Genomic DNA, 13,031 nt, shown 5'->3' on the forward strand with positions numbered 1-13,031 from the left:
GCCGGCGCCCCATTGGCCGGCTGGCCGCACCTGCCCAGAAGGCATGATCCCATGCGTCCCATGATTCAGTTCTTCTCCCACCGCCGGATTCACGGCGGTTCGCCCCGCTGCCTTGCGGCAAAATCGGGGCTGTGACGACGACACCGCACCAGATGCTGCTGGACACTTCCTCGCTCTACTTCCGCGCCTACTTCGGGGTCCCCGAGTCGGTACGGGCCCCCGACGGCACCCCGGTCAACGCGGTGCGGGGGCTGCTGGACTTCATCACCCGCCTCGTGCAGGACCACCGGCCCGACGAGCTGGTGGCCTGCATGGACTTCGACTGGCGACCCGCCTGGAGAGTCGAGCTGATCCCCTCCTACAAGGCGCACCGCGTCGCGGAGGAGGCCGCGAGCGGCCCGGACGCCGAGGAGGTCCCCGACACCCTCGCCCCGCAGGTGCCGATCATCGACGAGGTCCTGGACGCCGTCGGCATCGCCCGGGCAGGCGCAGCGGGCTACGAGGCGGACGACGTCATCGGCACCCTCGCCGCGCGGGCGCGCGGCCCGGTGGACATCGTCACCGGGGACCGCGACCTCTTCCAGCTCGTGGACGACGAGCGGCGGGTACGGGTCCTCTACCCGGTCAAGGGCGTGGGACAGCTCGACGTCTTCGACGGCGCCGCGCTGGAGAGCAAGTACGCGGTCGACGGCTCCGGTTACCTCGATCTCGCCCTGCTGCGCGGCGACCCCAGCGACGGCCTGCCCGGTGTGCCCGGCATCGGCGAGAAGACCGCGGCGAAGCTGCTGGCCGCACACAAGGACCTGGCGGGGATCCTGGCCGCGGCCGAGGACCCGACCTCCTCGGTCACACCGGCGCAGCGCCGGCGTCTGAACGAGGCACGGCCCTATCTCGCGGTCGCCCCCAAGGTCGTCAGGGTCGCGCACGACGTTTCCCTCCCCGCCCTGGAGCCGGCCCTGCCCCGTACGCCCCGCGACCCGGAGGCGGTGCGGGAGCTGGGCGAGCGCTGGGGGCTGGGCAGCTCGCTGCGCCGACTGCTGGAGACCCTGGAGCAATGAACTGTTAGGTTAGGCTCCCCTAACCATTCATGCAGTCCTGTCCCGGTAGGAGTCCCCGTGTCCACACGTCCGGTACGCAGCCGACCGACGAGCCGCCTTCTGACCGTTGTGCGCACCCAGTGGCTCACACCCCACATGATCAGAGTGGTGCTGGGAGGCGAGGAGTTGGCCGGGCTGCCCGTCGGCCAGTACACGGACCACTACGTCAAACTGCTCTTCCCGCAGCCCGGCTTCAGCCACCCGGAGCCGTTCGACATCGCGCGCATCCGCGAGGAGCTCCCCCGCGACCAGTGGCCGGCCATGCGGACGTACACCGTGCGCCGCTTCGACCCGCAGGCCGGGGAGCTGACGATCGACTTCGTCGTGCACGGCGACAGCGGCCTCGCGGGGCCGTGGGCGAGAGCCGCGCAGCCCGGCACCGCCATCCGGATCCTCGGGCCCGGCGGCGGCTACTGCCCGGACCCGAGCGCCGGCTGGCATCTGCTGGTCGGCGACGAGAGCGCGCTGCCCGCGATCGCCGCGGCGATCGAGCGGATGCCCTCGGGAGCGCGGGCCGAGGTCCTGCTGGAGGTCGAAGGGCCGCAGGAGGAGCAGGAGTTGGCCACCGCGCCCGGCACCAGGGTGCGGTGGCTGCACCGCGGGCCCGGCCGCACCCGCAGCGCCCTGCTCGAGGCGGTGCGCGGAATCGAGGACTGGACGGGCGATCCGCAGGTGTTCGTCCACGGCGAGGCCGGCTGGGTGCGGGAGATCCGCCGCCATCTGCGGATGGAACGTCTGGTGCCCCGCGAGAGGCTCTCGGTCTCCGGCTACTGGCGCCTCGGTCACGACGAGGACGGCTGGCAGGCGGCCAAGCCCGAGTGGAACGCCCAGGTCGAGGCCGAGCAGGAGCGGCGGCCGGTCGGTCTGTCAGCGGCGAGCTAGCCGGTCCCGCTCCAGGTCGCGCCCCGGACAGCGCTCGGCGGACACGCTGACCGGATTGCACCGCACGGTGGCGCCCTCGGGCAGCCGTGCGGTGTAGTCCGAGCCGTAGCGGGCGGCCATGCCGGGCGAGGGGAAATCGGTGGAGACCATCTGGGCGCCCGAGGCCAGGGCGGCCCGCAGCATCGTTCGGTCCCCGGTGCTCGCCTGCTCCAGCGGGATGTCGGAACGGGTGCGCACGTAGTAGCCGCGCTCGACGAGCTCGGTGATCTTCGCGCCGCCCGCACCCGTCGGATCGTTCTCCTTGACGAACGCCGCGTCCGGGCGGCCCGGTTCGGCGTCGGTGAACAGCACCCGGCCCTGAAGGCTCTCCCGGCCGCCCGCGCGGTAGGCGTCCTGGATCGCACGGTCGTCGTTGTCCATCAGGAACATCACCTGTCCACGGGTGTCGGCGACCTTCGGCCAGCCGTGCCGCAGCACCGACTCCTCCAACGTCCGCCCCTCCCTGCGCAGATCGTCGGGGGTGACCGTGCGGTCCTCGCCGAAGACCGTACGGATCTCCGCATCCAGGGCGTCCAGCATCCCGGTGGTCCACTCCGGGCTCACCGCACCGCCGAGCTTCTCGAACTGCGGATCGGTGCGCTTGAGCTCCAGCAGGATCGGGACGGTCACATGGCCCGGGTTGGCGTCCGACCACCGCTTGACCTGGCGCAGACAGCCGCGCAGGCTCGCGCAGCTGCTCGCGTAGTCGAAGTCCGCCCAGTGCAGCACCTTGAAACCGGGTCGCTCCAACTCGGGCTCCGCGAGCGGCGGTCGGCCCGCGAAGTCACGGATCAGGGGATCGGCGTAGAGCCCGCCACGCGGGTCGGGGAAGACGTCCAGCTCGATCCCGCGCACCTTCTGCTCGGCGAACTGCACCGGGAGCGAGGCGTGGCTGTAGAGCAGATTGCCGAAGTTCGCGTCGTACTCCCCCATCACCCGCTGCTCCGCGAAACCGACCTCGCGGTGGTAGCTGTTGTGGGTCGCGACGGTCTGGACCTGGTTCAGCCGCAGCCCGCCCGCGGGGTCGCGCGGCGGTCCGGCCTGGGCGGCGGTGGTGAGCGCGGCGGCGGAGGCGAGCCCGGTGAGGGCTCCCACCAGCCGGAGAAAACCTCGGACAAGCGGTCGACTGCGCACAGCGTCCTCCCCTGGAGCAACGGATGTGCAGCCAACATCCCGCCACCCGATCGGGTGGTCAACCGCCCCCGGGCAAAGGGAGGTTGACCACCCGGACAAGGGACGGCGACTAGCCCACCGAGGTGTAGGCGACAACGCCGCGCTGCATCGCCTCCACCGCACGACGCGCGTTCTTCGCCACCGTGCCGCCACTGCCCGCGGCGACCGCGACCTGCTGGAGCACGTCGATCACCTGCTTGCACCAGCGCACGAAGTCGCCCGCCGGCATGTCCACATCGCGCAGCACCACGTCCAGCCCGTGCCCCTCGGCCCACAGATAGGCAGCCCAGGCGAAACCGAGATCCGGCTCCCGCAGCCCGACGCCCTCGGACTGGGTGATGCGGTGCTGGTCCTCCAGGGAGTCCAGCCTGCCCCAGATGCGGACCATCTCGCCCAGCGCCTCCTTGGCGCGCCCCGTCGGCAGCCGCGGCGGCAGCGCGTCGTCGGCGGCACGGGCCTCGAAGACCAACGCCGAGACGCAGGACGCCAGTTCGGACGGCGGCAGACCCTCCCAGACGCCCTCGCGCAGACTCTCGGCGGCGAGCAGATCGAGCTCGCCGTACAGCCTCGCCAGCCGCTTGCCGTCGACCGTCACCTCGTCCCCGCTGAGATAGCCCAGATCGGCCAGCAGCGCGTACACCCGGTCGAAGGTGCGCGCGATGGTGTTGGTGCGGCCCTCGATACGGCGCTCCAACTGACGGGTGTCACGCCGCAGTCGGTGGTACCGCTCCGCCCACCGGGCGTGGTCCTCCCGCTCGTCGCAGCCGTGGCAGGGGTGTGCGCGCAGCTCCGCGCGCAACCTGCTGATCTCGTGGTCGTCCGCGGCCGCGGCCCGCTGTCTGCGGTGGCGCTGCGGCTCGTGGTGGCCCGCCCTGGTGCGCAGCGCCGAGGCGAGGTCCCGACGGGACTGCGGGCTGCGGGCGTTGAAGCTCTTGGGGATGCGCATCCGGTCCAACGGCTCGACCGCCACCGGGAAGTCGATCCCGGCCAGCCGCTTGACCTGCCGCTGCGCGGTGAGCACCAGCGGCCGCGGACCGTCGTGGTGGTCCGTGCCGCGACGGCCCTGGGCGCGCCCGGACGGCAGACCGGGGTCCAGCACCAGCGCCAGGCCCGCGAAGCGGCCGGTCGGCACATGGATGACATCGCCCGGCTTGAGCTTCTCCAGCGCGGCGGCGGCCTGCGCCCTGCGCTGGGCCACGCCCTCCCTCGCCAGCTCGTTCTCCCGGTCCTTCAGATCGCGGCGCAGCCGGGCGTACTGCTCGAAGTCGCCGAGGTGGCAGGTCATGCCCTCCCGGTAGCCCTCCAGCCCCTCCTCGTTCTTCTGCACCTGGCGGGAGATGCCGACCACCGAACGGTCCGCCTGGAACTGGGCGAAGGAGGTCTCCAGCAGCTCGCGCGAGCGGTGCCGGCCGAACTGCTCGACCAGGTTGACCGCCATGTTGTACGACGGCTTGAAGGAGGACCGCAGCGGATACGTACGGGTGCCGGCGAGCCCGGCGACCGCACCCGGGTCCATACCGCGCTGCCACAGCACGACCGCGTGGCCCTCTACGTCGATGCCGCGCCGACCCGCCCGGCCCGTCAGCTGCGTGAACTCACCGGGCGTGATGTCCGCGTGCTGCTCGCCGTTCCACTTGACCAGCTTCTCCAACACCACCGAACGCGCGGGCATGTTGATGCCGAGCGCCAGTGTCTCGGTGGCGAAGACGGCCTTGACCAGCCCCTTGACGAAGAGCTCCTCCACCACCTCCTTGAAGGTGGGCAGCATCCCCGCGTGGTGCGCGGCGATGCCCCGCTCGAGGCCCTCGAGGAACTCGAAGTAGCCGAGCACGTGCAGGTCTTCGTCCGGGATTGCCGCGGTGCGCTCCTCGACGATCGCCCGCACCCGCGCCCGCGCCTCGGTGTCGTTGAGCCGCAGCCCGGCGTAGAGGCACTGCTGCACGGCCGCCTGGCAGCCCGCCCGACTGAAGATGAACGTGATCGCGGGCAGCAGGCCCTCGGAGTCCAGCCGGTCGATCACCTCCGCGCGGCTGGGTGTCCAGATCCGCGTGCGCTGACGGCGCTCGCGCTCCCGGTCCGCCTCGCGCCGCGGGCCGCGCCTGCGGTCCCGCGGGCCGGACACGCGGCTGTTCTCCATCCGGGCCATGCGCAGCAGGTCCGGGTTGACCTCGCGGCGCCCGCTCTTCTCCTCGAAGAGGTCGTACATCCGCCGGCCCGCCAGGACGTGCTGCCACAGCGGCACCGGGCGGTGCTCGGAGACGATCACCTCGGTGTCACCGCGCACCGTGTCCAGCCAGTCGCCGAACTCCTCGGCGTTGGAGACCGTCGCGGAGAGCGAGACGAGGTTGACCGACTCGGGAAGGTGGATGATCACCTCTTCCCAGACGGCGCCGCGGAAGCGGTCGGAGAGGTAGTGCACCTCGTCCATCACCACGTGCCCCAGGCCCTCCAGGGCCCGCGAACCCGCGTAGAGCATGTTCCGCAGGACCTCGGTGGTCATGACGATCACCGGGGCGTCGCCGTTCACGCTGTTGTCGCCGGTCAGCAGCCCGACCCTGTCCGCGCCGTAGCGGGCGGAGAGATCGTTGAACTTCTGGTTGGACAGCGCCTTGATGGGGGTCGTGTAGAAGCACTTGCGCCCCTGGCTGAGCGCCAGATGGACGGCGAACTCGCCCACGATGGTCTTGCCCGAACCGGTGGGCGCCGCCACCAGCACTCCCTTGCCGGCCTCCAACGCCTGGCATGCCTGGATCTGGAACTCGTCCAGCTCGAAGTCGTACATCTCGCGGAAGGGGGCGAGCGCCGTCGCCTGGTCGGCGTTGCGCTTCTTGGCCGCCGCGTACCGCTCAGCGGGGGACTTGTCGTCGGTCATCGTGGTACGAGACTACCGGCCACCCCTGACAGTCACCGAGACGTTTTTCGCTCTGCCCGTGACGCCGCCGGCAACCGGCCGTTCACCACTGCCGCCGCTCCCGACGGACGCGGGTGCGGGCGGGGCCGGGCGTCATCGCCGGCTCCCGCCCACCGCTCGTCAGGTCGCGTCGTCCAGGCCGCCGCGGTGGCGGTCGGTGCCGTTGACGTGGCCGTTGCCGTGACGTCCGTCGTCACCCTCGACCTCGCTCGCGCCTCCGATGGTGGAGGGCGTCAGATCGATGTCGGAGGCCTCGTCGTCGTCGAGGTCGGCGTCCGGGTCGGCCTTGGCCTTGCGACGGTCGTTGAGCATCGCGAAGCCGGTGGCGGCGAAGTAGAGCCCGATGATCGGCACCGCGAGCACGATCATCGACAGCGGATCGGTCGGGGTCACCAGGGCCGCGAAGATCGAGATGCCCATCACCATGCCGCGCCACCAGCTCAGCATCCGGCGGCCGGTGAGCACACCGCCGAGGTTGAGCAGGGTGAGCACCAGCGGGAGCTGGAAGGCGAGCCCGAAGGCAAGCGTCAGCTTCACCGAGATGTCGATCATGTCGTCGGCGGTGATGTAGTTCGTCGAACCGTCGATGCTGAAGCTCAGCAGAACCGGCACGGCGTGCGGCAGCACCCAGTACGCCAGGTAGGCGCCGGTGAGGAAGAGCGGCGTGCCGAACGCCACCGTGGAAAGCGCGTACTTCTTCTCCTTGCTGTGCAGACCGGGCGCGAGGAACGCCCACATCTGGTACAGCCAGACCGGCGCCGCGGCCACCAGGGAAGTGATCAGCGACACCTTGATGAACGTGGTGAAGGGCGAGGTCAGACCGACCTGGGAGAGCACCGCGCAGCGGCCCTCCTGCGCTGCGGCCTCCAGCTCGCTGGTGCACTGCGGGACCGGGTCGGTGATGAACTCGATGATGTCCTTGGCGAAGAACAGCGCCACCACCATCAGCGGCACCACGGCCAGCAGCGACTTGACCATCCGGTTGCGCAGCTCGCGCAGGTGCTCCACCAGGGGCATCCGCCCCTCGGGGTCCTTGCTCTGCTTGCGCGCGGAGCTCTGCTTGCGGGCGGACTTCAGCAACCCACGTCCCTATCTCACGACGCGGCCCCCGTCCCACGGGGGCCGCCGGGAGGCCGTAGGGCCGCCCGCTGCCGACGATGACTTACTGCTGGTCTCAGCCCTGGCTGGTGCGCTTGGGCTCGTCGACCGGGCGGGCGCTGCTCACATCGCCGGGGGCGGCCTGGATGGTGCGGGAGGGGGTGGCGGCGTCGGCGTCGGTGCGCGCCTCGGTGGACTCGGCGCGGCCGGTGTCCGAGGAGGAGCCACCGTCCTTCTTCATCGCGGCGGTCTCACTCTTGAGGATGCGCAGGGACTTGCCGAGCGAACGGGCGGTGTCCGGAAGCCGCTTCGCGCCGAAGATCACCACGACGAGGGCAACCAGAATCACCAGCTGCCAAGGACCGACCTGACCAATCATGTGTCTACCTTCTCACCGAGGCTGTGGTACGTAGCGGTTTCGACGATACGTGTGCGGTATCGACCGGTCGCCAGCATGCCCGACCGTATCCCGACGGAAATCATCGTAACGCGGGAGGGTAAACGCCTGGCAATCCCCGCGCATCCCCCGGCTGACCGGCCGGGTCACCCGACATCGGCCGCAGCGCGCAACGGCCGGCCCGCCGCCCGGCCCCGCCTCGTGCCCGGCACGCGCCCGAAGCGGTCGCCCGTACTGCCCGGTTGGGCGCGAACCGGCCCGCTCAACCCCGCCGGGTGAGGGCAACATGGCCGCTCAGAGGCTCGGCGGAACGCTCCAGCTCCTCCGCGGCACGGGCGATGCGCTCGGCACTGTCGCCCACCGCGCGGGAGAAGCGCCGGACCTCCAGTCCCACACGGACCGCCAGCACGCCCAGCACCGCGACGCCGAGGAAAGCGCAGACGAGAAAGAACATCGGCCAGAACATGCCACGAGCCTAGTGGACCGCGTCGTCCTCGTACGCCGCCAGGGCGGCCCTGGCGGCATCGGCGGCGGCGTGCGCGAGCTCCTCCGGCTCGGTGATCCGGCCGTCGCGGCCGAGTCGCAGCGCCAGCCTGCGAAGTGACGCCGGGTCGGGCGACCTCAGCACGATCCGCAGGCCGCCGTCGGGGCGCTCCTCGGCGCTGTCGTGCGGGTAGTACTCGGCGACCCAGCGACCGCCGGGGCCGACCTCCACGACGACCTCCGGGTCGTCCTCCGAGGGCTGGACCAGGCCGGCGGACAGATCGCGCGGCTCGATCGACGGCGGGTCGGCCGGCTTGTCGAGCAGTGCGATCTCCGCGACGCGGTCGAGCCGGAAGGTGCGCCGGGCCTCCGAGAGCCGGCACCACGCCTCGACGTAGGTGTGCCCCAGCACGAAGAGCCGGATGGGGTCGACCTCGCGCTCGGTCAACTCGTCGCGGGAGGGCGAGTAGTAACGGAGCCAGACCCGGCGGCGCTCGGCGATGGCGCGGTCGAGGTCGGCGAAGACCCCGCCCTCGGACTCGAAGGTCACCGCCAGCCGTGCGCTGGCCGCGGCACTGTCCCCCGCGGCGGTCTCGAGCTTGGCGGTGGCGCGCAGCAGCGCCAGCCGGTCGCTCTCGCGCAGGCCCGGCAGGGTGGCCACCGCGCGGGCGGCCACCAGCAGCGCGGTCGCCTCGTCGGCGGCGATGCGCAGCGGCTCACCGCCCGTCACCGCCTCGGAGTTGTGCCACCAGATGTGCTCGCCGTCGGTGTCGATGTCCAGCAGGTCACCGCCGCGAAAGCTGGTCCCGCACATCGGCAGCACGTTGAGGTCGGAGATCAGCTCGTCCGGGGTCACGCCGAAGGCGCGCGCCACGTCCTCGACGCGGGCGCCCGGACGCTCCCTGAGATACGTCACCAGCGAGAGCATCCGCCTCGTCTGGTCGATGGCGTTGGTCGCCACGTCCCGCCCCCTCAGCCCTTGGCCACGGCACGCAGCCGGTCGACGATGTCCGCACGCAGCTCGGCGGGCTCCAGCACCACCACATCGGGCCCGAACTCCGCCAGCCAGGCGTCCAGCCCGTGCCCGTACGGGATCTCCAACTCCTCCCAGCCGTCGCCGAGTTCCCGCACCCGGGTGGCTCTGGCGCGCAGCGGGTAACCGCAGCCCCGGCGCAGCCGGATCAGCGCGCTCTCGGTGGTGGCGCCCTCACCGGCCCAGCGCTCGGTGGTCTCCCGCACCCGTACCTGCTCCGGCACCTCTGCGGTGTACTCGCCGACCCGCGAGCGGACCGGCCCGGTGATGCGGGAGAGGCGGAAGACCCGCTCGGCCCGGCGGTCGCGGTCCCAGCCGGCGAGGTACCAGTGCCCCCGCCAGCACTCCAGGATCCAGGGCTCGACCTGGCGCCGCTCGGCCTTGGCGGAGTTGGACTTGCGGTAGGCGAAGACCACCGGCCGGCGGTCGCGGCAGGCGAGCATCAGCGGTTCGAACGCCGCCTCCCTCGCCGGGATGCGCGGTTCGAGCGCGTCGTAGGAGCCGGCGCCCGCCTCGCTGTCCGGCATGCCGGCGGCGCGCAGCTTCTGCAGCGCCCCGCTCGCCGCTCCGGCGAGTCTCGCCTGCTGCCACACCTTGGCCGCGAGTTGGAGCGCCGCGGCCTCCTCGGCGTCGAGCGAGACATCGGGCAGCCGGTTGCGGTCGCGGCGGGCGTGGTAGCCGACCTCGCCCTCGAAGTTCTCCACGGTCTCGATGACCAGGCCCAGTTCGCGCAGATCGTCCTTGTCGCGCTCGAACATGCGGTTGAAGGAGTCCTCGGACCCGGCCTCCAGATACGCCTCGATCGAGGACCTCAACTCCCGCTTGGTCAGCGGCCGTCCCGTACCCAGCAGACACAGCGCCAGGTTCATCAGCCGCTCGGCCTTGGCGATCGCCATGGGCGCCCCTTCTGCTACCGGTATCGACGCCGACCGTACCGCCACCAGCACATACCGACCAAACAGACGACGGAGGCCCCGCACCCTGTGGTACGGGACCTCCGGCACTGCCTCGTGCAGCGGACGCCTCAGACGGAGACCAGATCGCAGACGAAGATCAGCGTCTCGCCCGGCTTGATCGCGCTGCCCGCGCCGCGGTCGCCGTACGCCAGGTGCGGGGGGATGGTCAGCCGGCGGCGACCGCCGACCTTCATGCCCTGGACGCCGCGGTCCCAGCCGCTGATGACCTGTCCGATGCCCAGCTGGAACTGCAGCGGCCGGCCGCGGTTCCACGAGGCGTCGAACTCCTCGCCCGTGCTGAAGGCGACGCCGACGTAGTGCACGGAGACGTTGTCCCCGGCCTTGGCCACCGGGCCGTCGCCCTCCCAGAGGTCCTTGACCTCGAGGTCCGCCGGCGGCTCGCCCTCGGGAAAGTCCACCTCAGGCTTGTCGATGCTCACGTGAATGCTCCTTGGAGAGTTACGGGGAGACCCGGGCGAACGTCACATGGCCGCCAGGATGTCGACGCTGAAGACCAGCGTCGAGTTCCCGGGGATCTTGTCGCCCTGGCCCTCCTTACCGTAACCCTGCTCCGGCGGTACGACGATCAGCACCCGGCTGCCGGCCTTCTTGCCCGCCAGCCCCTTGGACCAGCCCTCCACGACCTGCTGGAGCGAGAACTGGGCGAGGGTGTTGTTGTTGTACGAGGCGTCGAACTCCTTGCCGCCGTCCCACAGCACGCCTCGGTAGTGCACGAGCACCGAGCCGCCCTCGGCGACCTTCGGACCGTCGCCCTCGATGACGTAGCTGGAGACCAGCTTCTTCGGCGCCTTGGTGTCCGGCACCTCGATGGAGGGGGCCTTGCCGTTGGTGTTGGTGCCGACCTTCGGCAGGTCGACGTCGTCCTGCGCGACCTTCTCGCCCTTGGCCGAGCTCTTGGCGTTGAAGGTGTCCACCACGTCCAGGACCCAGACCGAGGTGTCGTCCGGCTTGATCTTCAGCTGCGGCTGGCCCTGCTCGCCGAAGCCGTACTTGGGCGGCACGGCCATCTGGACGCGGCTGCCGACGGTCTTGCCGACGAGCACCTGGTCCCACGCCGGCAGGATCTGCTGCTGCCCGATCGGGAAGACGGCGCTCTGGTCCTTGCCGAAGGTCGACTCGAAGGTCTTCTCCGCTCCCCAGACCTGGCCCAGGTAGTCGACCTGGACGTAGTCGCCCTTGGCGACCTTGGTGCCCTTGCCCTCGACCGGCACCTGCACCGCGATGTGCGGGGAGGGCTTGCCGGTCGCCTTGGCGAGCTTGGGGGTCTCGCCGAAGCCGGTGCCCTCGGTGATCTCCGGCAGCGGGCCGTCGACCACCTTGCCGGGCTTGGCGGCCTCCGGACCGGGGCTCGAGGCGTCGGGGCTGGGGCTCTCCTTGGAACCGGAGTCGCCGCTGTCGTCACCGCAGCCGGAGAGGGCGACAAGGCCAGCGGGGAGAGCGAGTAGGAGGGAGCGTCGGCGCACGGTGTCCTCGTTTGGTCGAACGGCGGATGGACAGTGCGCGCCACTCTACGACGTGGTGCGGGCCGCACAACCAGCGCTGTGCGGCCCGCGTCGGGACGGTGTGGACGAGATGTCCTACATGCCCGCGATCAGCTTCTCCACTCGCTCGTCGACCGACCGGAAGGGGTCCTTGCACAGCACGGTGCGCTGCGCCTGGTCGTTGAGCTTGAGGTGCACCCAGTCGACGGTGAAGTCCCGGCGCTGCTCCTGTGCGCGCCGGATGAAGTCGCCGCGCAGCCGTGCACGAGTGGTCTGCGGCGGAACCGACTTGGCCTCGAAGATCTTGAGGTCGTTGCAGATCCGCTTGGCGTGCCCCTTGCGCTCCAGGAGGTAGTACAGACCGCGCCGGCGGTGGATGTCGTGGTAGGCCAGGTCCAGCTGCGCGACCCGGGGGTGGGACATCGGCATCTGGTGCTTGTTCCGGTACCGCTCGATGAGCTGGTACTTCATCACCCAGTCGATCTCGGTGTTGACCCGGTCCAGCTCCTGGGTGCGCACGGCCTCCAGGGTCCGTCCCCAGAGCTCCAGGACCTGCTCGATCAGACCCGTGCGGATTCCCCGGCGGTCGGCGAAGTCGGCGGCCTTCTCGTAGTACTCCTGCTGCACCTCGAGCGCCGAGGCCTCCCGGCCGCTGGCCAGACGCACCTTGCGCTGACCGGTGATGTCGTGGCTGACCTCCCGGATCGCCCGGATCGGGTTCTCCAGGGTGAGGTCGCGCATCACGGTGCCCGCCTCGATCATCCGCAGCACGAGGTCGGTGGCGCCCACCTTGAGGAGCATGGTGGTCTCGGACATGTTGGAGTCGCCGACGATGACGTGGAGTCTGCGGTAGCGCTCCGCGTCCGCGTGGGGTTCGTCCCTGGTGTTGATGATGGGTCGGGAACGGGTGGTCGCCGAGCTGACGCCCTCCCAGATGTGCTCGGCTCGCTGGCTGACGCAGTAGACGGCGCCGCGCGGCGTCTGCAGCACCTTGCCGGCGCCGCAGATCAGCTGACGCGTGACCAGGAACGGGATCAGCACGTCGGCCAGCCGGGAGAACTCGCCGTGGCGGCCCACGAGGTAGTTCTCGTGGCAGCCGTAGGAGTTCCCCGCTGAGTCGGTGTTGTTCTTGAACAGGTAGACGTCGCCGGCGATCCCCTCCTCGTGGAGCCGGCGCTCCGCGTCCACCAGCAGACCTTCCAGGATGCGTTCGCCCGCCTTGTCGTGGGTGACCAGCTCGGTCACGTTGTCGCACTCAGGAGTGGCGTACTCCGGGTGCGAACCCACGTCGAGGTAGAGACGGGCGCCGTTGCGCAGGAACACGTTGCTGCTGCGGCCCCATGACACGACACGGCGGAAGAGGTACCGCGCCACTTCGTCCGGCGACAGCCGACGCTGCCCGCGGAACGTACATGTGACGCCGTACTCGTTCTCCAGCCCGAAGATTCGGCGGTCCATGC

12 protein-coding genes are annotated in these 13,031 nt (G+C 70.7%); 2 read left to right on the top strand and 10 right to left on the bottom strand.

Going from position 1 to position 13,031, the window contains the following annotated elements; all coding sequences use genetic code 11:
• Positions 1–152 precede the first annotated feature (152 nt).
• Positions 153–1,058: a 5'-3' exonuclease gene (locus tag MTQ01_RS18210; protein ID WP_247491726.1), complete on the top strand. Its 906-nt coding sequence runs from the start codon at positions 153–155 to the stop codon at positions 1,056–1,058.
• A gap of 57 nt (positions 1,059–1,115) precedes the next feature.
• A complete protein-coding gene (locus MTQ01_RS18215; protein WP_247491644.1) occupies positions 1,116–1,979 on the top strand; it encodes a siderophore-interacting protein in 864 nt (287 codons plus the stop codon).
• Here MTQ01_RS18215 and MTQ01_RS18220 read toward each other — a convergent pair.
• From MTQ01_RS18220 to pafA, 10 genes are all read right to left on the bottom strand, one after another.
• Entirely contained in the window at positions 1,965–3,113 is a 1,149-nt protein-coding gene (locus MTQ01_RS18220; protein WP_247491645.1) for a phosphatidylinositol-specific phospholipase C1-like protein, read from the bottom strand. The genes MTQ01_RS18215 and MTQ01_RS18220 overlap by 15 nt on opposite strands.
• A gap of 148 nt (positions 3,114–3,261) precedes the next feature.
• The gene (locus MTQ01_RS18225) at positions 3,262–6,063 is read right to left on the bottom strand and encodes an RNA helicase (protein WP_247491646.1); all 2,802 of its coding nucleotides are present in this window, start codon (positions 6,061–6,063) and stop codon (positions 3,262–3,264) included.
• Between the two features lie 159 nt (positions 6,064–6,222).
• A complete protein-coding gene (gene tatC / locus MTQ01_RS18230; protein WP_247491647.1) occupies positions 6,223–7,182 on the bottom strand; it encodes a twin-arginine translocase subunit TatC in 960 nt (319 codons plus the stop codon).
• A 94-nt stretch (positions 7,183–7,276) separates the two neighbouring features.
• Complete coding sequence (gene tatA, locus MTQ01_RS18235; RefSeq protein WP_247491648.1) at positions 7,277–7,579, bottom strand: Sec-independent protein translocase subunit TatA; 303 nt, start codon at positions 7,577–7,579, stop codon at positions 7,277–7,279.
• A 280-nt stretch (positions 7,580–7,859) separates the two neighbouring features.
• Positions 7,860–8,063 (bottom strand): hypothetical protein, encoded by a 204-nt coding sequence (locus tag MTQ01_RS18240; protein ID WP_211040531.1) that lies wholly within the window; start codon positions 8,061–8,063, stop codon positions 7,860–7,862.
• 9 nt (positions 8,064–8,072) lie between these two features.
• Positions 8,073–9,041, bottom strand: a complete 969-nt coding sequence (locus tag MTQ01_RS18245; RefSeq protein ID WP_247491649.1) for a WYL domain-containing protein — start codon at positions 9,039–9,041, stop codon at positions 8,073–8,075.
• Between the two features lie 11 nt (positions 9,042–9,052).
• Positions 9,053–10,009, bottom strand: a complete 957-nt coding sequence (locus MTQ01_RS18250) for a YafY family protein (protein WP_247491650.1) — start codon at positions 10,007–10,009, stop codon at positions 9,053–9,055.
• Between the two features lie 128 nt (positions 10,010–10,137).
• Positions 10,138–10,509: an FKBP-type peptidyl-prolyl cis-trans isomerase gene (locus MTQ01_RS18255; protein WP_247491651.1), complete on the bottom strand. Its 372-nt coding sequence runs from the start codon at positions 10,507–10,509 to the stop codon at positions 10,138–10,140.
• Between the two features lie 42 nt (positions 10,510–10,551).
• On the bottom strand, positions 10,552–11,553 hold the full coding sequence (locus MTQ01_RS18260; RefSeq protein ID WP_247491652.1) for an FKBP-type peptidyl-prolyl cis-trans isomerase: 1,002 nt from the start codon (positions 11,551–11,553) through the stop codon (positions 10,552–10,554).
• A gap of 114 nt (positions 11,554–11,667) precedes the next feature.
• The gene (gene pafA, locus MTQ01_RS18265) at positions 11,668–13,029 is read right to left on the bottom strand and encodes a Pup--protein ligase (protein WP_247491654.1); all 1,362 of its coding nucleotides are present in this window, start codon (positions 13,027–13,029) and stop codon (positions 11,668–11,670) included.
• Positions 13,030–13,031: the final 2 nt, after the last annotated feature.

It is taken from the genome of Streptomyces sp. XM4193 (genome assembly GCF_023072595.1).
GTDB lineage: Bacteria > Actinomycetota > Actinomycetes > Streptomycetales > Streptomycetaceae > Streptomyces.